This window comes from Paenarthrobacter sp. GQ52, assembly GCF_059759005.1.
On sequence record NZ_JCAXEJ010000002.1, the window covers coordinates 275707 to 296018 of the forward strand.

General features: G+C 60.7%; 19 protein-coding genes. 13 read left to right on the forward strand and 6 right to left on the reverse strand.

What is annotated here, in order from left to right; all coding sequences use genetic code 11:
* Nucleotides 1-2 precede the first annotated feature (2 nt).
* The 8 genes from AC6CH8_RS04815 to AC6CH8_RS04850 all read left to right on the forward strand — a co-directional run bounded on the left by AC6CH8_RS04815 (nucleotide 3) and on the right by AC6CH8_RS04850 (nucleotide 6322).
* Nucleotides 3-1175, forward strand: a complete 1173-nt coding sequence (locus tag AC6CH8_RS04815) for an ABC transporter permease (RefSeq protein WP_498189038.1) — start codon at nucleotides 3-5, stop codon at nucleotides 1173-1175.
* A complete protein-coding gene (locus tag AC6CH8_RS04820) occupies nucleotides 1172-2338 on the forward strand; it encodes an ABC transporter permease (protein WP_498189040.1) in 1167 nt (388 codons plus the stop codon). The genes AC6CH8_RS04815 and AC6CH8_RS04820 overlap by 4 nt, the downstream gene beginning before the upstream one ends.
* Nucleotides 2335-2703: a DUF5655 domain-containing protein gene (locus AC6CH8_RS04825; protein ID WP_498189042.1), complete on the forward strand. Its 369-nt coding sequence runs from the start codon at nucleotides 2335-2337 to the stop codon at nucleotides 2701-2703. Before AC6CH8_RS04820 ends, AC6CH8_RS04825 begins: the two co-directional genes overlap by 4 nt.
* A gap of 100 nt (nucleotides 2704-2803) precedes the next feature.
* Nucleotides 2804-3274, forward strand: a complete 471-nt coding sequence (locus tag AC6CH8_RS04830; protein ID WP_498189044.1) for a GyrI-like domain-containing protein — start codon at nucleotides 2804-2806, stop codon at nucleotides 3272-3274.
* Nucleotides 3275-3589: 315 nt separating this feature from the next.
* Nucleotides 3590-4450, forward strand: coding sequence for a universal stress protein (locus AC6CH8_RS04835; protein WP_498189046.1), 861 nt, complete (start codon nucleotides 3590-3592; stop codon nucleotides 4448-4450).
* A 47-nt stretch (nucleotides 4451-4497) separates the two neighbouring features.
* On the forward strand, nucleotides 4498-4680 hold the full coding sequence (locus AC6CH8_RS04840) for a CU044_2847 family protein (protein ID WP_498189048.1): 183 nt from the start codon (nucleotides 4498-4500) through the stop codon (nucleotides 4678-4680).
* Between the two features lie 98 nt (nucleotides 4681-4778).
* Nucleotides 4779-5075, forward strand: coding sequence for a hypothetical protein (locus tag AC6CH8_RS04845; RefSeq protein WP_498189050.1), 297 nt, complete (start codon nucleotides 4779-4781; stop codon nucleotides 5073-5075).
* Between the two features lie 203 nt (nucleotides 5076-5278).
* Nucleotides 5279-6322 (forward strand): TerC family protein, encoded by a 1044-nt coding sequence (locus AC6CH8_RS04850; RefSeq protein WP_498189051.1) that lies wholly within the window; start codon nucleotides 5279-5281, stop codon nucleotides 6320-6322.
* A 36-nt stretch (nucleotides 6323-6358) separates the two neighbouring features.
* Here AC6CH8_RS04850 and AC6CH8_RS04855 read toward each other — a convergent pair whose 3' ends face one another.
* The 4 genes from AC6CH8_RS04855 to AC6CH8_RS04870 all read right to left on the reverse strand — a co-directional run bounded on the left by AC6CH8_RS04855 (nucleotide 6359) and on the right by AC6CH8_RS04870 (nucleotide 10452).
* Nucleotides 6359-7051 carry a hypothetical protein gene (locus AC6CH8_RS04855; protein ID WP_498189053.1) on the reverse strand — a complete coding sequence of 231 codons (693 nt, stop codon included), beginning with the start codon at nucleotides 7049-7051 and terminating at the stop codon, nucleotides 6359-6361.
* A 102-nt stretch (nucleotides 7052-7153) separates the two neighbouring features.
* Nucleotides 7154-8641 carry a DUF5129 domain-containing protein gene (locus tag AC6CH8_RS04860; protein ID WP_498189055.1) on the reverse strand — a complete coding sequence of 496 codons (1488 nt, stop codon included), beginning with the start codon at nucleotides 8639-8641 and terminating at the stop codon, nucleotides 7154-7156.
* The gene (locus tag AC6CH8_RS04865; protein ID WP_498189057.1) at nucleotides 8638-9408 is read right to left on the reverse strand and encodes an SDR family NAD(P)-dependent oxidoreductase; all 771 of its coding nucleotides are present in this window, start codon (nucleotides 9406-9408) and stop codon (nucleotides 8638-8640) included. The genes AC6CH8_RS04860 and AC6CH8_RS04865 overlap by 4 nt, the downstream gene beginning before the upstream one ends.
* A 168-nt stretch (nucleotides 9409-9576) precedes the next feature.
* Complete coding sequence (locus AC6CH8_RS04870) at nucleotides 9577-10452, reverse strand: potassium channel family protein (protein WP_498189058.1); 876 nt, start codon at nucleotides 10450-10452, stop codon at nucleotides 9577-9579.
* Between the two features lie 331 nt (nucleotides 10453-10783).
* Between AC6CH8_RS04870 and AC6CH8_RS04875 the strand changes: the two genes are divergently transcribed.
* Nucleotides 10784-12649 carry a BCCT family transporter gene (locus AC6CH8_RS04875; protein WP_498189060.1) on the forward strand — a complete coding sequence of 622 codons (1866 nt, stop codon included), beginning with the start codon at nucleotides 10784-10786 and terminating at the stop codon, nucleotides 12647-12649.
* Complete coding sequence (gene nhaA / locus AC6CH8_RS04880; RefSeq protein ID WP_498189061.1) at nucleotides 12642-13985, forward strand: Na+/H+ antiporter NhaA; 1344 nt, start codon at nucleotides 12642-12644, stop codon at nucleotides 13983-13985. The genes AC6CH8_RS04875 and nhaA overlap by 8 nt, the downstream gene beginning before the upstream one ends.
* Nucleotides 13986-14062: 77 nt before the next feature.
* Here the strand turns inward: nhaA and AC6CH8_RS04885 are convergent, their stop codons facing one another.
* Entirely contained in the window at nucleotides 14063-15586 is a 1524-nt protein-coding gene (locus tag AC6CH8_RS04885; protein ID WP_498189063.1) for a SulP family inorganic anion transporter, read from the reverse strand.
* 179 nt (nucleotides 15587-15765) lie between these two features.
* Here AC6CH8_RS04885 and AC6CH8_RS04890 point away from each other — a divergent pair, with 179 nt between their 5' ends.
* The 3 genes from AC6CH8_RS04890 (at nucleotide 15766) to AC6CH8_RS04900 (ending at nucleotide 18816) form a co-directional block, all read left to right on the forward strand.
* The gene (locus AC6CH8_RS04890; protein ID WP_498189064.1) at nucleotides 15766-16146 is read left to right on the forward strand and encodes a MerR family transcriptional regulator; all 381 of its coding nucleotides are present in this window, start codon (nucleotides 15766-15768) and stop codon (nucleotides 16144-16146) included.
* Nucleotides 16147-16255: 109 nt separating this feature from the next.
* Complete coding sequence (locus tag AC6CH8_RS04895; RefSeq protein WP_498189066.1) at nucleotides 16256-17197, forward strand: ABC transporter ATP-binding protein; 942 nt, start codon at nucleotides 16256-16258, stop codon at nucleotides 17195-17197.
* Nucleotides 17197-18816: an ABC transporter permease gene (locus AC6CH8_RS04900; RefSeq protein ID WP_498189068.1), complete on the forward strand. Its 1620-nt coding sequence runs from the start codon at nucleotides 17197-17199 to the stop codon at nucleotides 18814-18816. Before AC6CH8_RS04895 ends, AC6CH8_RS04900 begins: the two co-directional genes overlap by 1 nt.
* Nucleotides 18817-18871: 55 nt before the next feature.
* Here AC6CH8_RS04900 and AC6CH8_RS04905 read toward each other — a convergent pair whose 3' ends face one another.
* Nucleotides 18872-20158 (reverse strand): glycosyltransferase, encoded by a 1287-nt coding sequence (locus AC6CH8_RS04905; RefSeq protein ID WP_498189069.1) that lies wholly within the window; start codon nucleotides 20156-20158, stop codon nucleotides 18872-18874.
* Nucleotides 20159-20312 lie beyond the last annotated feature (154 nt).

A 20312-nucleotide genomic window follows, 5' to 3' on the forward strand; every position in this document is an offset into this window, starting at 1 on the left:
CCGTGCGAGCGCTGTGGACCATGGTCGGCAACGATTTTCGTCAACGGCTGAGGGACAAGTCGGTGCTCATTTTTTCGCTGATCGTCCCCTTGGCGCTGATGGGCGTGTTGAGCTTGGCTTTTGGCCGACTGGGTACCGGCAGCGTCGACCTGCAACCAGCCACGGTCGTAGCGAGCGTCGAAGACTCCGGTCCGCTCGGAGCTGCTCTGCTGGACTCGCTTGGGTCGGTCGAGGCCATGAAGGTCACTGTCCGTGAGGTGCCAACGGATGCCGTGAGCTCCGAAACGCGCACTACCGGCGCCGCCTTGGGCATCGTCATCCCGGCCGGTTTCAGTTCCGCCTTGTCTACAGGGCAGCCGTCCACCCTGCAGCTTATCGAAGGCAGCGGGTCCGTCCTCGAGACGAGTGTCCTGATTTCAATCGTGACCGGAATCGTGGACCAGTTCACCGCTGCGGCAGTAACAGAGGCGGCCGCAAGAAGGGGTGGAGTCCCCCCTGATGCGGCGGCAGGCATGGGACAAATCGCGGTGACCGTCGAACCGATCCTTGATGTCAAGGAAGGAACCGCGCCAGCTGGGCAGTTGTCGCTTCGGGCCGGCCTGGTGGCCGGCCAAACGGGGTTGTTTCTGCTGTTCACGGTGGGATTCGGTGTTCTTGGACTGCTGGCGGAAAAGGAACAAGGAACCCTCGGCCGGATCAGGTCCACAGCTGTGCCGCAATGGACCATTGTCGCGGCCAAAGCGGTTGTTGGTTTTTCACTGGGAGTCGTCGCCAGTGCCGTGCTGCTTGCCAGTGGCACGCTCCTCTTCGGCGTTGACTTCGGTTCCCCGGCCGTTGTGGGTTTGCTGGTCCTCGGGGCAGCGGCGGCGGCCACCAGCTTGACCTTTATTGTGACCAAGGTGGTTCGGACAGCCGAACAAGCCAATGTGGCGCAATCCATTGTTGCCATGGTGTTGGGTATCGCCGGAGGTGCCTTCTTTCCCATCCAAGCGTCAGGATTCATGGCGGTCCTGATGGACCTGAACCCGGTGGGAGCGTTCATCCGGGGCCTGGGAATCTCTGCCGGCGGCGGTGGCGTCGCAGAAATCGCCGTGCCGTTGATGACGATGTTGGGATTCGCGGTTGTGTGCGTCCTCGTCTCCCGTTTCCTGCCGGACCGGGGAGCCAAGGCATGAAAGCGATCCTTGCCATCGCTGGCGTGGAGGTTCGGCGCTTCCTGCGCGACCGCTCCAACATCTTCTTCGTCTTCATCTTCCCGCTCCTGTTGATTCTGTTGCTGGGCACCCAGTTCGGTTCGAGCCGTGCGGAAACCCGGGTCGCCCTGGCGGGAGGATCCGGAACAGCGCTCGAATCCGCGGTAACGGAACAACTGAAAGCCGACGGCATGCAGGTGGAATCCGGCACCCCGCAAGTGGTGCGCGAACAGCTGGGACGCGGCAGGGCCGACGTCGGGCTCCTTATCAGCGTCGAAGCCGCCGCCGCATTCAACGACGGACGCCGAGCGGAGCTGGAGATACTTACTGCAACGCAAGCATCAGCCCAAGCCGCCCTACAGGAAGTAAGGGGTTCCCTGCAGGCCATCAGCATGCGACACAGTCAGCTCGCAGCTTTGGAACGGGCAGGCCTTCCGGCAGAGGCCGCGGCGGCCGCCTTGGCGCAGGCTCGAGAAGCTTTCCAGGCACCCCGGGTAGACATCCTCGACACCGACAACACCGCGCAGGAGTTCCGTGGACTTGGGGTTTTCGATCTTGGAGCGGTGCAGCAGCTGCTGCTGTTCATCTTCCTCAGTTCCCTGACTGGCGCCGCCACGCTGATCCAGGCCCGCCGGTACGGCGTGATCTCGCGCACCATGGCAGCACCCGTATCCAGCGGTCAAACGATTGCCGGGCAGGCAGTGGGAAGGTTCGGGATCGCATCAGTCCAAGGTGCGTACATCCTGGTTGGCACGGCCCTGCTCTTCGGCGTCGATTGGGGCAACATCTGGCTCACCGCGCTGGTCTTGGTGGCCTTCAGCGCCGTGGCCGCAGCAGGCGCCATGATCATCGGCTCGCTCTTGGATCACGACGGCGCCGCAACAGGTATCGGAATAGGCGCAGGTCTCGTATTGGCTGGACTGGGAGGCTGCATGGTGCCACCGGAGTTCTTCGCCGAACCACTACAGTCAATATCGTGGCTCACCCCGCATCGGTGGGCTTACGACGCTTTGGCCGCCATCCAACGGCGGGACGCCTCCTTCACTGACATCCTGCCTGCCCTGGGCGTCCTGGCAGCGATGGCCGCAACTCTCCTTTTGAGTGGTGCGTGGCTCCTCCGGCGCAGCCTCCAAAGGGCGCTATGAGCGCAGCTCCTCCCCCGGACGCAGTGTCCTTTTTTGATGGGTCTCCTCAAGGCCTGGCCATCTGCGAGGCCGTCTTTTCCTTCGCCGATGGACTCGGTGATATTCAGGTCCACGTCTCCAAGAGCCAGGTCGCCCTTCGACGGCATCGTGGATTCGCCTACTTGTGGCGGCCTGACAAGTACGTCCATTCGGGGGTACCTGCCGTGCTGTCGTTGGCCTTGCCCTATGAGCTCGACTCCCCAAGGTTCAAAGAAGTAGCTCATCCCGCTCCTTCCGTGTGGATGCATCACTTGGAACTCCACAATCCCAGCATGGTTGATGCCGAAGTGAGGCAATGGATCAGGGAGGCCTTTGAGGCGGCATAGCTGAATTGCCTCCGGGGGCTGCCGGCGCATCCACCGCCTCTTCCCCGTTTAGAGTCGTTCGACCCTACTGTCAGCAACCCGATCAGGGAAGTCTTGAAACATGAGCATCCTTGACCAGCAACCCACATTGATTCGAACCGCCGACCAGCCCACCGCAGTGGTCCGCGAGCGTGTCCCCATGGCGAATCTAACGGATTTCTTCGGCCGCGCCTTCGAGGCAGTCATGGCCGCTACGCAGGCGCAGAATGCCAGCTCTATCGGCCCGCCGTTCGCCATGTACCACGGGATGCCGACCGACACCGTCGACGTAGAGGCCGGCTTTCCCGTGACCCCTGATTTTTCCGCTTCGGGAGAGGTTATCAGTGGCCTGCTTCCAGCGTCGGACGCCCTTGAAGCTGTGCACAAGGGACCTTACGACACCCTGGAACGGACGTACGCACTCATCCTTGAGCGCATGAGCGCAGAAGGGATGACGCCCTCAGACACCATGTGGGAATTCTATTTGAGCGACCCGGAAAAAGAGCCAGACCCCGCTAAGTGGCAGACCCGGGTTGTTTGGCCCGTTATCTGAGCAGCGCGGACATCCACGATCATGAGAATCGCAGCGAATGGCTCGCGGAAAAGCGAACGCGGGCACCACCTGAACCATCTTCGCCGTTGCACGCAGGATCAACGCTGCTGTTCCCGGCGCCGCCATCTCCGTTGATCTCGGCCACGCCAGCATCACGGACGACGCGTTGGAACAGCTCCGGGACGTTTCCAAAAACAGCATGCTTCCCATCTCGGTGGATCCCGCCCGCCTTCCGTGCCGCCTCCGGATTGAGCACTCTTCACGACAACTGGTTTGACTGAGCACCAACTAATTTCGCCGAAAGCAGGCAGCATTATGAGCGAGGACAACGCCATAGCCGTTGGCATCAAGGACTCAACCCAGAGCGAAGCAGCTCTGATATGGGCGGGCCGTAGGGCCGAGGAACGAAGAGTGCCGCTCACCATAGTGCATGTGGTCGACGACAGGTGGCTGATTGAACCTTTATCGTGGCGGGATTCCTTCAGGCGTTCCGGCGAGAAGCTGTTGGAGGCTGCATCGGCCCGAATCGGCGAACTATTCCACATCGATGTCACCACCGAACTGTTGGTCGGGAGCGTGGCCGCATCATTGGGACAGTACGCACGCAATACCTCGCTTATTGTCGTCGGTTCGGGTAGCCCTCACCTTGGCGGCACCTTGACGGACCGCGCACTTCAAATAGCAGGCGCTTCGGAAGGCCCTGTGGCCGTTGTTGGTGCAATAGACGATTACCGGGACAGGCACGGAGTCATTGTTGGAGTGGATGGTTCCGAGCATTCACTCCAAGCCGTTGCTTTCGCCGCCGCGGAGGCAGATCGGGATGGGCAGGAACTCACGGTGCTTCATGCATACAACGCGCCCGAGCCTTCCACCGACGCCGGCTTGGCTCCAGCCGAACTAAGGCGGCTCATCAACGACCAAGAGCGCCTCATCCTCTCGGAGACTATTGCCGGGCTGAGCGTCTCGTATCCCGATTTGCCTGTGAAAAAGGTGTCGGAGCCTCACAAGGAGCCGGTCCGCGCCTTGGTGGAAGCATCTGTTAACGCAAGGCTGCTTGTTCTGGGCAGTCGGGGGCGGGGCGGATTTTCGCGATTGTTGTTGGGCTCTACCGTGCACGGTGTCCTAACGCACATTGCGTGCCCAACCATCGTCATCCCACCAGAGCACACTCCCTAGCTGTCGTCGTCGACCTCAACCAGCATGGTCCCGGATCTTTGGAATCCATGCGGGAGCTGGCCCCGGAGCACATGGAGATCCAGTTCGGTATCAAACTTGCCGGGGATGCCGGCGCCTTGATAGCCAAATCCTCTCCTGAGGCACACTTCATAGTTCGAATGTCCTGGTCTACGGATTCCCGGCATGCAGATGAGACCGAAATCCATGAACACAGCGCCGCACTGCACTGACCGTTATTCGATCATTCACTACCAACGGCTTGTCCCTATCCATCGAGCAAATACTAGATAAACTAGCATCTCCACAGGCGAACTTTATGGGGTTGGAGATGAATGGCTTCGACCAGCAGGCACTCACACTGGCCGTGATTGAGTTCATGAACCTCAATTCGAACGAGGTCTGGGTCGCACAGCTGGCAACAGGGGGCAACGTGGGGTGGTTGCGGTTCTGCGCCTATATGCGCTTTGAGTGCACGCTTTGTCAGCAGGACCGGGACGCAGTCTCACACGCCGTTAACGAACTCGTGGCGGATCTGGGGTGCGCTCTTCGAGCGCCCTACAGCACGGACGAGGAGACCGGACCCGATGGCTCCGCCCCTTCCGGAGAGTTGAACTCCGCTCCATAGCAACTCAAAATTGGCTTCCTCTGGACCCATTTCATATGCAGACTCCCGGCTCGTGAATTATGATGTTTCTCGTTAGCGGAGGGGAGTATCCCTGATGCTCCGTCGTCAGTACGGCTGGCTAAGTCCGGCCCGGCGGAGCAGGCCATGCTGAATGTGGCCGGGAAAGACCTCCAGTTGGTTTACTGACTGGAAGTAGGTCCCTGATGCACGTTCCGTTGTGGTCCTGGTTAGCCGTTATCGGCTTTATCCTCGCTATGCTGGCCGTTGACTTGTTTGCGCATCGACGAGCGCACGTTATCAAGGTACGAGAGGCCGCTGCGTGGTCCGCCTTGTGGACAGCGTTCGGTGTGGGCTTCGGCCTCCTGGTCTGGCGGATTTACGGACCCGGGTTCGGCCAGCAATATTTCGCCGGATACTTGATTGAAAAGTCACTTGCGGTCGATAACGTCTTCATCTGGGCCATCATCTTTACGTACTTCGTGGTTCCACGCGAGTACCAACACAGGGTGTTGTTCTTCGGCGTACTTGGGGCGCTCGTCTTCCGGGGGATCTTCATAGCGGCCGGTTCGGCGATCATCGCCAGCGCAGGCTGGGTGTTGTACCTGTTTGCCGCATTCCTCCTCATCACCGGAATCCGTATGATCCTTCATCGCAATTCACATCTTGAACCCGAAAACTCGAGGATACTGGCCCTGTTCCGCAGCCGCGTACCGATGACCGATAAGTTCCATGGACAACGGTTCCTGATCCGAAGGAACGGCGTTATTCTGGCGACTCCACTGCTCGCCGTCCTGGTCCTCGTCGAAGCAACCGACATCGTCTTCGCAGTGGACTCCATCCCGGCGATCTTCGCCGTCACCGATGAAGTCTTCCTCGTCTTCACCGCCAACGCTTTCGCTATTCTCGGCCTCAGGGCGATGTACTTCCTTCTCGCCGACTTGATCCACCGATTCGTCTACCTCAAGGTAGGCCTGGCGTTGGTCCTGGTCTGGGTTGGCGTCAAGATGTTCCTTAAGATCGACATCTACTACATCCCCACGACGATCTCCCTCGCCGTCATCGCAACAATTCTCGGCGTGTCCATCGGGACGAGCCTCTGGGCCACCCGCGGGCAGGAACGCCGGGCACTCCCTGAACCGGACAATCCTCCCTTCGGTAACGCCACAGCTGAGGACCTGGCCGCGTTGGACGCGCTGTGGCGGCAAGGCCGGGGACTCCAGCGCCAGGGCCAGAAGAGAAGTCGCTGACCGCTACGGTCGGCGTCGAGGCAACGGTCCTCGATGCTAATGTCCGTGGACGCTCTTCTGTCCGATGTTGCGGGCATGGTAACCGTAGGCCAGTAACGCCAGGCCTGCCAGGATCACCGCCGCCAGGACCGCAACGTCCCCGGAGATGATCTGGACAGCTGACTGAAAGGCGAATGTCACACCCAATACTCCGAGCACCGCCGCGGGTATTAGTGGCCACCTCATTCTCCCCGTCCGGCTTCCCTCCGTACCGCCGGGCAGCCGGACGGGGACCACTGATAGCAGTCCAAAAGTAGCGGCAAGGCCGAGGAACAAGACAGTGGCAGCCGGCGCGCCCTGCAGTTCGGCCGGAAGGATCGCCATCAGCGCCAATACGGACATGACCCCGCACGGAATCAGGGCCCACCAAAAAGTGCGTTCACGCAGATAGACCGCTCCGAATCCTGCTGCCATGAAGAGGAACAGAAAAGACCCCACTGCTGCCCCCTCCGTCAAGCTGGTGGCGGCTATGACAGCGGCCAAGCCCAAGAACACGGAACCGGGGATTGCCGCCCACCAGTTCCCGCGCCGGAGTATGAAGAGGGCCACAAACACACTTCCCAACCCCGCGAAAGTGATCAACGGCGCAAAGACCCCGCTTTCAACGATGCCAAGACGGTCCAAAAGCAACAGCATGCCCATCGTCATGAGGGCGACTCCGCCAATGATGCTGACCGTAGTTGATTTCATTTTCGCCTCCCAGGCTGTGCGGGCGCACCGCCGCTCTGCTTATCCAAGGCTAAGGTCCAGCCGCAAGTTGATGTAGGGCCCAAAGCCCTGCCTTAGGACTTCCTAAAATCCGGACGAACTGCCGGAGCCCGAGAAACTGCCGCCACTGCTTCCGTAGCCGGTGGTACTGCTATCTCCGCCCCGGGCCGAGCTGACGCTGCCAATTCCCGTGTCCAGCCCTACATTGAAGGTTGCAACGGAAAAGAAGTGGTAGGAGGGGTAGACGGTGCCAAGGATGCTGGGCTCGTACGTGCGGCGGTGGTTTTGCTTGGAGCTGCTCCTGACTGATCTCATCTCCTTGCGCATCAGCTCCGCTTCCCGTTCATTCTTTGCATAGTCATCAATGACTGTCTCAGCGTGGTTCTGCAGGAGCAGGGCAAGGTGACTTCGGGCATCGTAGAGCCGGTCCAAAGCAGTCTCGGTGGTCATCCTGCCCTCCCCCAAATCCGCAGTCCACTTCTCAATCTCCCGCAGGCTCTTGTCCCGAAATGACCGCAGGGCTGCCGCAGTAACTGCCTCCCCCTGGCCATGGCGTTTCGTGAGGAGTTGTTCCAATCCAGCCAAGTCGCTGCGGAAGGGTGCGAGCTGCCGATCCCACGCGGTAGGCCACGTGCTCGTGCGGTTCAACAGGGAGTTCGTGTCCGCAATGACGTCGTCCAAGGCGTCAAGCTCGGAGGCAGTATCAGCGTACTGGCGTGTGAGTCGAAGGTTTTTGCGTTGGCCCAACTGGCGTCGGGACAAGGCATGGACCGTATTCGAGAGTCCGCTCGCCAGGTAATACCGATTCAAGAAGGTGCGGTGCCTCTCCAACACTTGACCTCCGTACTTCGATGATTCGGGAATGGTGCCGGCGTTTAGCTCCGTCACCTCAAGATCCATGCTGACGTTGGCGTAACTGCGATCCCCGCGGTCAACTTCTTTCCGGCTGGCGGACCGGGTCACGGCACGTACAACAATCCAGGCTCCAGCACCCAAAGCCACCGTTCCGCCTGACACCCACAGGGTGACCAGGAAGGCGGAAGTCTCGTACCAAGGCTGGTTAATGAGCACAGCCGCGCGCCGGACCCCTGCGATGGTTCCATCCGTCCATTGGGCGTCGCGAAGAAGTTCTTTGGCCGCATCCTGAATATCATCCCGCTGTTCAAGAGATACCTTCCGGTCTTCACCCATGTAGGTGCCAACGTGTCTCCCCACCGGGTCAAGGGCGAAGATAAAGAGGCCGTCCACCCACTTTTGACCGTCTGCGCTGATCCATTCCTTATGCTCAACCCGGGCGAACCTCAGCACCTCTTCGTTGAGGTTTTCTTCGGTCCTGCCGTTGTATGTGTACACCACAACTTTGGTGGGCTCATGGAAATCTGTCGCCTCAAGAGCGTCCACCAACTTGGTCCGGTCCAACACACCTGCGATGTCATAAACCTCAACCGGCGAGGGTGCGACGGCGTAGGCCGTGGCGGGGTTTCCGAGAACCCACGTCAGAAGGAGCAGCAGAAGAACCCCGAACCCGCGCATCATGAGGGCAACCCGGAGCACTAGTCCCCGCGAGCTCAAATTGCGTTCCACCCGTTGTCAGAGGCCAGAACGACCCCATTGATGTTGGAGCCGTCCCGGCTCAACAGGAACGTGATTCCTGCGGCGAGTTCGCTGGCTTCAGCAATGGGCGGTACGTTGACCTGCATAAAGGGACCAAGCACTTCAGCCGCCATCTGTGACCTGAATTCGGCATGGATGTTTGTTTTGGTACCGCCAGGTGCCACCGCGTTGACACGTATTCCACGCCGTCCGTACATGACAGCAGAGCTGCGCGTCAGACCGAGGACTGCATGCTTTGAAACAGTGTAGGCAGCACCGGCTGCGGATCCCCTCAGGCCTGCCTCGGATGAGACGTTGACGATGGACCCATACCCCGCCACCAGCATTGTGGGCACCACCGCCATCATGAGGCGCATCATCGATGTCAGATTGACGTCAAGAACGTGCTCCCACGTTTCGTCATCGAGTTCATGCACGGGCTGGAAACTGTCCATGATTCCCGCCACGTTAGCCAGCGCATCAATGCGTTCGCCCGCGGCGGCCACTACCCGTTGAACGGCATCCTCTTGGCTGATGTCCCCCGCGACCGGGACGAAGCCAAGCTCCGCGTGCTCAGCCGTTAGCTTGTCCAAGCCATCCTTGCTGAGGTCGCTCGCAATCACACGGCCACCTTCGCGCGCGACACGCAGCGCAGTGGCCAACCCAATGCCGGAGGCAGCCCCCGTCACGATCACAGTCTGGCCCTCGAAACGGCCAGGGGTTATGTATTCCTGCCAGGCAACCATTGGAGGATCCTCTTTCCAGACATGGATACTGCGTCCCCAGCCCAGTTTTTCTTGGCTTGGACGATTCTGGAGCCTGTTGCCTTTGTGACAACATAGGCCTCCATGCACTCATGATGACTTTTTCACTGGTGCGGGAACAGTGCCGAAGGTCCCCAGAGGCGGCTGGGTCTAGGCCTGACCGTGCCGATGGTGGGTTTCATAGTTTTCAAATACCTCTGAGGAAGTCTGCCCCGGATGGCCGAATTTTCCACGCAGAACCCCTGCCAGGTCATCCAATGCGGCCTGCAGCATTCGCCCGGCGAATCGCAGGTCTGCGTTGACGCTTTCTTGGGCCTGGGTGGCCAGCATGTGAGCGTAGGCAACGTTGGCTGGTAACGATCCCCGCTGACGTGTCTCATGGAAGTAATACGTTTCGTTGAAAGCGAGTAAGTCGGTACTGACCACGGATATGCTTCTGGCTACCGCTTCGAGCAGAGCCGCGCCATGTCCAGGCTTTAACGCGAACAGGCCCTCTTGCCCGGCGGCGTGCCGTAACAGGTCCAGTTCACGCGCAAGGACACGACGTCGGCTGAAAGCCGGGTAAGTCTGGAGAATCCACGACACGGTGGCGGTCAGCAAGGCGAAGCCCGAAACAGCTTCGGCCCCCACGACCAACCGAAGCAGCGGCTCCCCGGGAACGATCTCGCCATATCCAACTGTGGACAGGCTGACCATCGAAACATAGAGAGCCTCCGCAAAGTCACCTCGACGGGGAATGCCCTCCGCGTAAACGAAACCGGACGGCAAATGCGGCAAATACACCAAGGCCCAGCCCACGATTGCCAAGGACGCCCAAGCCCCGATCACCGCTGCCATGGCGGCGGGAGCCGCCATTGTGGAGGTCCGTCCGGCGAGGCGACGGGAAGCACGCCATAGGACGCGCATAATCGTCCTGCACACCGGACCCGTGCCATGGGGATACAAGAGAGTATGAAAGACATCCGCAGCCATCAGCAGAATCAAACCGGCTCCGGCAACCGTCATCAGAATGCCTGCTTGATCCATGGTTCAGCTTAAGCCTGGTTGCCCGCTCTCCATAGGAGTTCGGGAAGTCTGCAAAGTTCCTGGGCCGGAAGCACACATCGATGACTTCAAGGGACCACGTCAAGGTTGGCAGAAATTTGCTGTCGGGCTTATACAGGAAGCATGTCGAACGAACCGCGTGTGCGTCTCGATCTCATATCATTCCCTGCGAGCACGGGTGTGTGCCGCTCGGGAACCTGCAGCCGGTTCCGTAGACTTGCACGCTGCAATGCATCGGAACCAGACGACTTTACGAGCGATGAACGTACCCCAGCAGTCTGAGCGCTACTGAGCGCATGAGGAGAGCACGAGAATGTCTGCAGCACATGACACCAGGGCCACTGACCAGCCGAGTGGGGAGGCGCGGGGCGCCCCGACAGGAAACACAAAACCACCCAAGGGGGATGAACAACACCGGGTGGCGAGATGGGTTTTCTGGCCAGCCGCGGCAATCATCATCGTTTTCGTCCTTTTCGCGACGATATTTCCAGCGACTGCCACTGAAATGTTTGGAGCTGTCCAGTCCAACGTCATCAAGTGGTTTGGCTGGTACTACGTAGCGGCTGTCGCCTTGTTTGTCGTGTTTGCTCTGTGGATCGGTCTGAGCAGGTACGGCGATATTAAGCTGGGCAAAGATGAGGACGAGCCTGAGTTTTCGATCATGTCCTGGTTCGCGCTCTTGTTCGCCGCAGGCATGGGAATTGGTTTGGTCTTTTTCGGGGTAGCCGAACCCCTGAACCACTTTTCGAACCCCAGGCCCGGGGTTGAAGGCACCCCCGTTGCCCTTGCCCAGCAGGCCATGACTCAAACATACCTGCACTGGGGCCTGCACGCCTGGGCCATTTACGTTGTTGTTGGCGTATCAATCGCTTACGCGGTGCACCGCAAGCGCCGCCCCATCTCCATCAGATGGACTCTGGAGCCACTTTTGGGCCGGAAACGGGTTTCGGGTGGTTGGGGAAATCTGATTGACGTGGTGGCTTTGGTCGGCACGCTCTTTGGTGTCGCAACATCCTTGGGGCTCGGTGTCCTGCAGATCTCTGCAGGGCTCGAACAGGCCAACATTGTGCAAGCGACCACCATGACGCAGATCGGTTTGATCCTCTGCATCATCACGTTGACTATCGTTTCGGTGGTCTCCGGCGTGGGCAAGGGCATGAAGTGGCTTTCCAACACGAACCTCATCCTGGCTGCGCTATTGATGCTGGTGGTCTTGTTCACGGGTCCCACCCTGTTTCTGCTTCGCGAATTCGTCCAATCAATCGGCAATTACTTTCAAAACGTCATCGGGTTGACCTTCAATACCTTGGCCTTCTCCGGTGCCGAGGGTGAGGCCTGGCAGGCGGCGTGGACAACGTTCTACTGGGGCTGGTGGATCTCCTGGGCACCGTTTGTCGGCATCTTCATCGCCCGCATTTCGAAGGGTCGCACCGTCAGGCAATTCGTGGCAGGCGTCCTTCTTGTACCCACCGCCATGGGGTTCCTGTGGTTCTCCGTGTTGGGTGGCGCGGCTATCCACCGCGAACTCTTCGGTGCCGGTGGGTTAGTGGATGCTGACGGGACCGTGGACACTGAAGGAGCCCTGTTCAGCCTTCTAGGTAACCTTCCCGGGGGCTGGATCCTCACGGCGGGAGCAATTCTCCTGATCGCCATCTTCTTCATCACCTCAGCTGACTCCGGCGCACTGGTCATGGGCATGATCTCCACAGGTGGCGACGTAGAACCTCGGAATTGGTTACGCATATTCTGGGCCTTGGCCGCCGCAGCCGTCGCCATCGCCCTGCTTCTGGCCAATGGGCTTCAAGCCATCCAAACCGCGGCAATCCTTACCGCTGTGCCGTTCAGCGTCGTCATCATTCTCATGTGTGTCGCCACGGCCAAGGCTTTTCATCTGGAGCACTCCGCTCTGATGCGGGCACAGCGAAAACTCGCCCGGGACCAAATGACCGCCCATGTAACCGAGCAGGTACAGGACTCCATGGCCGATTCGGTCCAGGAACACTACCAGGAGCACGTGGCAGAGCAGATCCACGACTCCGTCCAAGAGCACTACCAGGAACATTTTGCGGACCAGGTCACCGAGGCCGTAGAAGCTCAACTGAGCGAGCGATTCACCGCCAACGACTCACCGGACGAAGCACCGCCTCACCACAAAAAGGGGCCTGACGTTCATGAATAAGAAGCACTTTGCCAGTCCGCGTCCTTCCATCCTGAGTCGGGGCAGCTATTCGGAGTCCTTGCGTATTGGGGCGATCCTGCGTAAGGAAACAGTGGGCGGTGCTTTGCTTGTTGCAGCCGCAGTCATCGCGCTGATTTGGGCCAATTCGCCGGCGTCGGAGAGTTACTTTGCTCTCCGGGACCACAAGATCGGCTACGAACCGTGGCATCTGGAGCTGAGCCTTGGTGCCTGGGCTGCTGATGGTCTCCTGGCTATTTTCTTCTTCCTGGTAGGTCTTGAACTCAAACGCGAGTTCGTAGCCGGTGATCTTCGACAATTCAGCAAATCCATCGTTCCGGTTGCGGCAGCAGCAGGAGGTGTAGCCATCCCTGCGGTGATGTACGTCCTGGTGAACCTAGCGAGCCCTGAAACCCTGAGGGGATGGGCCATCCCCACGGCCACTGACATTGCCTTCGCGGTGGCTGTGCTGGCGATCATCGGTTCACACCTGCCCAGCGCGCTCCGGATTTTCCTGCTGACCCTGGCAGTTGTCGATGACCTGATTGCAATCAGCATCATCGCCATTTTCTACACCAGCGATCTCCAAGCCCTCCCGCTGTTGTTGGCCCTGGCACCGTTGGCCATGTACACGTTCCTGGCCCAAAAATACAAGCGCTTCTTCGGCACCAGGCCATTAGCTGCGTGGCTGATTCTGCTCCCGTTGGGAATCGTGACCTGGGCCTTGGTGCACGCGTCAGGTATTCACGCCACGGTGGCGGGGGTGCTGCTGGGATTCGCCATACCGGTGATCCGGTCCAAGGCCAGCGGGGGGCCGGAAGCCGGTCCAGGCCTGTCCGAGATCTTCGAACACCGCTTCCGTCCGATTTCTGCCGGTATCGCCGTGCCGATTTTTGCTTTCTTTTCAGCTGGCGTCGCCGTTGGTGGATGGGATGGTTTGGGGTCGGCACTGACCGATCCCGTAGCTCTGGGCATCATCCTGGCGTTAGTGCTGGGCAAACCCATCGGAATCCTTGGAACCACTTGGGTGCTGACAAAAGCTACCAGGGCGTCCTTGGACAAGTCCTTTAAGTGGGTGGATGTGTTCGGTGTTTCAGTGCTTGCCGGTATCGGCTTTACCGTATCCCTGTTGGTCGCAGAACTGAGCTTCGGGCAGGGCAGCGCCCATGATGATCACGCCAAGGTTGGGATCCTGGCGGCCTCACTGATCGCAGCGGCCTTGGCGTCCATCATCCTGAGCACCAGAAACCGTCAATACCGACTTGCGGAAGCCGAAGAGGCCGTCGACACCGATCACGACGGCATCCCAGATGTCTACGAGCACGACCAGCGCAGCTGAATCGCATCCCTGGTCCGGCAAAGCCGTGGGCACCTTCCCATGCCGGGAAGGTGCCCACGGCTCCTTAAGTGAGAGCGTTAGTGCCCTCCGCCCAACTTCCCGCCAAGGCGTTGGCGCATCAGGATGCTGGCGTCGTTGAGACCGACAATTTGCACGTCTTTGCCATGGCGGTGGTATTTCTCGGTGATTGCGTCCAAGGCGGCGATGGTGGAGGCGTCCCAAAGGTGGGAGGCTTGCATGTCGATGATGATGTGGTCCGGATCGTGCGCGTACTCGAACTGAGTGAAGAGGTCATTGGAGGAGGCGAAGAACAACTCTCCATCGACGGTGTAGGTAGCCGTTTCATGGCCGTTTACGGTGGTGATGGTGCGTTCGACGGTGACGAAGTGCGCGACCCTGCGAGCGAACAGGACCATGGCGACGATGACGCCGATTCCTACACCGATGGCGAGGTTGTGGGTTGCGACCACGACGGCGACGGTGGCTACCATGACGAGGGTTTCGCTTTTGGGCATCATCTTCAGGGTGCGGGGGTGGATGCTGTGCCAATCGAACGTGGCCCAGGAAACGAAGATCATCACAGCGACCAGTGCAGCCATCGGGATCAACGAAACGATGTCTCCAAGGGCGACCACCAGGATCAGCAGGAAGACGCCGGCAAGGAAGGTGGAGATACGGGTCCTGGCCCCGGAGGCTTTGACGTTGATCATGGTCTGGCCAATCATCGCGCAGCCGCCCATTCCGCCGGTGAAGCCGGTGACGATGTTGGCCACGCCCTGTCCCCAGGCTTCGCGGGATTTGTGGGAGCGGGTGTCAGTGACGTCGTCCACCAATTTGGCGGTCATCAAAGACTCAAGTAGACCCACGAACGCCATCGCCAGGGCGAAAGGGAAGATCACCTGAAGGGTCTCAAGGCTGAAGGGCACGTTCGGGATAAAGAGCGTGGGCAGGGATTCCGGCAGTTCTCCCTTGTCTCCGACGGTGGGTACCGCGATAGATGCCAGGACTGCGATCAGCGTGAGCACCACGATCGCGACCAGTGGCGCGGGGACGGCCTTGGTGAGTTTCGGCAGTCCGAAGACGATAACCAGGCCGAGCACTGTGAGCGGGTAGACCATCCAAGGGACACCGAGGAGTTCCGGGACCTGGGACATGAAGATCAGGATCGCCAGGGCGTTGACAAAGCCCACCATGACCGAGCGGGGAATGAAACGCATGAGTTTCGCGACGCCGAGCAGGCCCAGGATCACTTGGAAGATGCCGGCGAGGATGACTGCCGCGATGAAATAGTCAATGCCGTGGGACTTCACCAGCGGCGCGATGACCAGGGCGATCGCTCCGGTGGCGGCGGAGATCATGGCCGGGCGTCCACCGACGAAGGCGATAGTCACGGCCATTGTGAAGGATGCGAACAAGCCGATCCTCGGATCGACGCCAGCGATGATCGAGAAGGCGATGGCTTCCGGAATCAGCGCCAGCGCGACGACCAGACCAGCGAGGACCTCGGTCTTGAGCCGGCGCGGCGATCTGAGGGTCTCGCGGACTGATTGGAGTTGTTCAGGGGTGAAGGGCGGGGCTTCCCCTGCGGTTTTGGCGGCCATTGCTGGCTCCGTTCATAGGTCATGAAGGCACATCGGTGTCTTCGCTTTTTCGAAGAATGAAGGGGGCGCGGCGTCGCGCCGGGATTGAGGGGAATTACGCTTGAAGGTCTCACCGCTCACCAAAAACTCTACCCTAACGTGATGGTAGAGTTTAACTCGGACAAGGATCGGAGGCCCTGATGATGGCCAAGGCCAGCAGCACGACCATGCACATCGGTGAACTGGCAGAACGGACCGGCCTGTCCCTGCGCACCATCCGGCACTACGACGAAGTGGGTTTGCTTCCGGCCACGTCCCGTACCGACGGCGGCTTCAGGGTCTATTCAGAAGAAGACTTCGAACGCCTCATGGTGATCAAGCAGATGAAACCGTTGGGGTTTTCGCTGGAGGAAATGGCTGAAATTCTCGAGCTTCTTTCCTTCGAATCAGTGGCGGATGCCGGTGATTCCCGGGCCAAGCTCGCCGCGTTCCTGGAAAAGGCAGTGACTCAACGAGCCAAGATGGCGCGAAACCTGATCCAGGCCGACGAGTTTATCGACAGGCTGAACGCGCTGCCCTAACGGCACCTCTTCCCCGGCGGACTGCAGAGACGTAGGCTGTGGATTGGAGAGCCGGGAAGCCTGGTCGGCCCGCTGGGTGAGGTGCCCGCGGAACGGCTCTGGTGTCCGCTTGGGTCGTTGGACCGAGGACAGGATCTCCGCCACGCCGTCATTTTCAGACCCAATCATCGACGCTACGCAGCTGGTCAAAGCTTTCGGCAGGTCACGTGCCCTTGACGGGCTGGACCTAAAAGTAGGCCCCGGCGAAGTCCACGGCTTCCTGGGACCCAACGGGGCCGGGAAATCAACAACGCTGCGTGTCCTTCTCGGACTAATGCGCCCAACCGCAGGAACAGCCCGCGTTTTCGGTCTCGATCCCTGGCAAGACCCCGTCCGCGCCCACCGCGACGTCGCCTACGTTCCGGGGGATGTGAGCTTGTGGCCGAACCTTTCCGGCGGCGAAGTCATTGATCTGCTGACAAGCCTGCGCGGGGGCGTCGATGAACGGCTCCGCCGGGACTTGATCGAAGAATTCGAGTTGGATCCGCGGCGCGAGGCAAGGACCTATTCAAAGGGAAACCGCCAAAAGGTAGCCCTGATCGCGGCGTTCGCGCGACCTGCGCGCCTGTATCTACTCGATGAGCCCAGCGCCGGTTTGGATCCTGTTATGGAGGCTGTCTTCCGTGGGCAGGTTCAACGCGTCACTGCGGAGGGTGCCACGGTGTTGCTGTCCAGCCACATCCTTAGCGAGGTTGAAGAGCTCTGCGACCGGGTGACGATCATTCGTGCAGGACGTGTCGTGGAATCAGGAACCTTGGACGGGTTGCGGCACCTGAAACTCACCCACTTCAGGGTTGAAGCCGCCGACCCGGGACTGTTTGAGTCCCTGCCGGGCGTGCAGGATCTTTTAGTCGACGGCGGAGTGGTTGAGTTCGACGTGGACCTGGCCGATCTTGCACAGGTACTGCGGGCGACCGCATCAGCAGGGCTCAGTGGGCTGTCCGTATCCCCACCGTCGCTAGAGTCCCTCTTCCTCAGCCACTACAGCGGCCAGAACAGTCAGGAGCGCTGATGTCCGGGGTGATGGCCCTGCTCCTGGTGCAGGCGCGAAGGGAACGGGTCCTGCTGCCCGTCTGGATCCTGAGCATTGCCTTTCTGGGTTTTGTCATCGCCAGTGCCGTAGCCACCGAATTCGGTGACGAAGCATCCCGGACAGCCATCATCACAGTGGCTGGGGCAAGCCCGGCGTTCCTATTCGTCCGGGGAGTTCCCGACGGGACCAGTATCGGGGCGGTGGTGTTCTTTCAGGGATATGCGTTCACCGCTGTCCTCGCAGGGTTGATGAGCACCTTCCTGGTCATCAGACACACGCGCGCAGATGAAGAACTCGGACGAGCGGAACTGATCGGCTCCGTTCCGGTCCGCCGGGCCGCACCAATCACGGCAACCCTTGTTCTCGGGGGCGCGGCGAACATGGTTCTGGCAATCTGCGTGGCAGCCGGTTTCGCTGCCGCGGGATTGCCCGTGCCCGGTGCCATCACTACCGGGGCGGCAGTGGGTGCGGTGGGCACGTTCTTCGTAGCCGTCAGTGGACTCGTGGCGCAGATCATGCCCTCAGGACGGGCAGCCAACGGCGCAGCCGCCGCCTTGGTGGGTGGAGCTTATTTCGTGCGGGGTATTGGCGACGCGTTCGGTACGCCGTCCGCTGATCTGACCCAGGTGACCAGTGGATGGTTTTCGTGGTTTTCCCCTATCGGTTGGGGGCAACGTTCCAGGCCTTTCACGGTGGCTGATCCCACACCGCTGCTGGTATTGACGGTGGTAAGCCTTCTTCTGGCCTTGGCCGTAGTCGTTCTCAGGAGCAGAAGAGACTTGGGCGAGAGTCTGCTGGCCGAACGCACCGGACGGGATCGGGCCGCGGCCGGTTCATCTTCTTTCCTGGGCTTGGCGTGGCACCAACAACGGTTCACGCTCCTGGAATGGTGTGTCTTCGCGGCCCTCCTTGGCAGCATCGCCGGCGGGCTTGGACCTGTAGTCACCAACGTCATCGGCGGCAATCAGTCGCTTCGCGAGCTGATTCTCCGGCTCGTACCCGGCGGCCAGGGAGAACTCATCGACATTTTCACCACAGCACTGCTGGGCATCGCAGGCGTCCTCGCCGCCGCCGCAGGCATACAGGTTGTGCTGCGGCTCCGGGCAGAAGAAGAGGAGGGACGAGCTGAACTACTCCTGGCGGCGCCACGTTCTTCGGCTCGCTGGCTCGCCGCGAACCTGATCCTCGCCACGACTTCTGCCGTCATAGTCGCTGTGGTCGCGGGAACCGCAGCGACGGCAGGTCTTGCCCTGTCAGGTGTATCAAGTGGACCGCCCGGCTTGCTAATTGGCGCCGCCCTGGCACATGTACCGGCCGCCGTCGTTTTCGTATCCCTCACGGCCGTGGCCTTCGCAGCTGTTCCCCGGGTGAGCATTGCCTTGGGCTGGGGGTTCTTGGCTGTCGGGCTGGTATTGGGACAATACGGCGAACTGATGCGCCTGCCTGCATGGCTCCAGGACCTTAGCCCCTTCAGCCACACAGCGGCGATGCCCGTCGAAGCGTTCGACCCCATAGCCGCCCTCACCATGACCGGCATTGCCCTGGCCGGGGCAGGAATAGCCGGCTACCTGCTCAGACAGCGGGACCTCGCAGCATAAGCCGCTCCCGTAGTCAGCTCGTGAGCCGTGGCAGCACAAGCTGGGGCCGCCGAAATCACGCCCATTTAGGGGTCCGGGACGATGGATCCGCGATCTGTTCCAAGGCAGCCACACCGGCGGCGAGGCCGTTCTCCGCCCGGACTGCGGCTCCCACCTCCTCGGCACGTGAAGCGTAGGAGGCGGTGTTGACGAGGTCGCCGAGGCTGCCGACCAAACGCGTGCGGAGATGCCTCGCGGGCACCGGGGCGGGCCCGACGCCAAGCGCGTGAACCCTTGCGCCCCAGAAGGGCTGGTCCCCCAGGAAAGGCACAATCAAGGTGGGCCGCCCCGCCCGGATGCCGGCCGCCGTCGAGCCTGCACCGCCATGGTGAACCACCGCCGCGACCCGTGGAAAGAGCCATTCGTGGGGAGCGCCCTTCAGGACCAGGACATCGTCCGTTCCGGTCTCCCCCGGCGCGATGCCGCCCCACCCGGTGGCGACGATTCCGCGGAGGCCGTTGGCCCGCAGCGCGAACAGAACCGCGTCCCGGCGCCCTCTCGCTCCCTTGCCGAACCCCATGGAACCGAACCCAACGTATACAGGAGGCTCGCCTGCCGCGAGGAAATCCACCAGCCGTGCGGGTGGAACCCAAGCGTCGCCGCTGTCCTCAGGAAACCAATAACCGGTGACGTGCGCCGACGGCGGGTAGTCATCGGGAATGGGCACAACATGTTTGCTGTAGGGGTACAGGACGTGGACCGGACTGCCGTCCGGGTTTATGAGTGGGTCGGCAAGGCGACGGAAGCGACTCAAGCCGATGTCGCGTCGGAACTCGCTGATCATGCCGCCGTACATGATCCCGCTCATCCGGCGGAATTCGTACGACGCACGGTTTCCCAGCGCACCGAAGGAGGCGCCGCCGAAGAACGGCATCGCGTGCGCCCGCGTCGGGGTAAAAAACGGTATCGGGAGGGAAAGCACACCAGGCACTCCCAAGGCCTCTGCGATGTGCGGCCCGGCAAGGCACTTGGGGTGGTAGACCACGACGTCGGGGCGCGCAGCCTGAGCGGCCGCCCAACACTCAGCGTTCAACTCCCGCATGGCTGAGGTCATGATGCCGAGCGTTCGGAGCGCATCCCGGGCACCACTCAGCTCGGGCATCACCTCCTGAAGGAGGCGCAGCATCCTGGAGCCAGCAGGTCGGTGTGTGATGGTCCCGGGTTCGGCGTGTGGCACCAAATCCGCGAATCCTTGGGGGACAGCAAGAGTGACGTCATGTCCCGCGCGGGCAAGTGCTCCGGAGAAGGCGGCGTAAGGCTGTATATCCCCGCGGGTTCCGAACGACATGATCAAAACATGCATGGCAGGCTCCTGTGGACGGACTCTTCACCGCCCGGAGACGGGGCAGCATCGCCGCCGACCAGACTTCCCGGCACACCTCTTCGGATGCTACACCCTCATGGGTAGTCATTGACCAAAACGGGAGAGGCGAACCTTTCGCAGGTCCGCCCCTCCC

Coding starts and splice junctions, on each gene's coding strand:
- AC6CH8_RS04905 (WP_498189069.1), bottom strand. CDS start 20,158: ATGCATGTTTTGATCATGTCGTTCGGAACCCGCGGGGATATACAGCCT.
- AC6CH8_RS04870 (WP_498189058.1), bottom strand. CDS start 10,452: ATGGATCAAGCAGGCATTCTGATGACGGTTGCCGGAGCCGGTTTGATT.
- AC6CH8_RS04830 (WP_498189044.1), top strand. CDS start 2,804: ATGAGCATCCTTGACCAGCAACCCACATTGATTCGAACCGCCGACCAG.
- AC6CH8_RS04855 (WP_498189053.1), bottom strand. CDS start 7,051: ATGAAATCAACTACGGTCAGCATCATTGGCGGAGTCGCCCTCATGACG.
- AC6CH8_RS04820 (WP_498189040.1), top strand. CDS start 1,172: ATGAAAGCGATCCTTGCCATCGCTGGCGTGGAGGTTCGGCGCTTCCTG.
- AC6CH8_RS04835 (WP_498189046.1), top strand. CDS start 3,590: ATGAGCGAGGACAACGCCATAGCCGTTGGCATCAAGGACTCAACCCAG.
- AC6CH8_RS04825 (WP_498189042.1), top strand. CDS start 2,335: ATGAGCGCAGCTCCTCCCCCGGACGCAGTGTCCTTTTTTGATGGGTCT.
- AC6CH8_RS04845 (WP_498189050.1), top strand. CDS start 4,779: ATGAATGGCTTCGACCAGCAGGCACTCACACTGGCCGTGATTGAGTTC.
- AC6CH8_RS04900 (WP_498189068.1), top strand. CDS start 17,197: ATGTCCGGGGTGATGGCCCTGCTCCTGGTGCAGGCGCGAAGGGAACGG.
- AC6CH8_RS04875 (WP_498189060.1), top strand. CDS start 10,784: ATGTCTGCAGCACATGACACCAGGGCCACTGACCAGCCGAGTGGGGAG.
- AC6CH8_RS04850 (WP_498189051.1), top strand. CDS start 5,279: ATGCACGTTCCGTTGTGGTCCTGGTTAGCCGTTATCGGCTTTATCCTC.
- AC6CH8_RS04890 (WP_498189064.1), top strand. CDS start 15,766: ATGATGGCCAAGGCCAGCAGCACGACCATGCACATCGGTGAACTGGCA.
- AC6CH8_RS04865 (WP_498189057.1), bottom strand. CDS start 9,408: ATGGTTGCCTGGCAGGAATACATAACCCCTGGCCGTTTCGAGGGCCAG.
- AC6CH8_RS04885 (WP_498189063.1), bottom strand. CDS start 15,586: ATGGCCGCCAAAACCGCAGGGGAAGCCCCGCCCTTCACCCCTGAACAA.
- AC6CH8_RS04840 (WP_498189048.1), top strand. CDS start 4,498: ATGCGGGAGCTGGCCCCGGAGCACATGGAGATCCAGTTCGGTATCAAA.
- nhaA (WP_498189061.1), top strand. CDS start 12,642: ATGAATAAGAAGCACTTTGCCAGTCCGCGTCCTTCCATCCTGAGTCGG.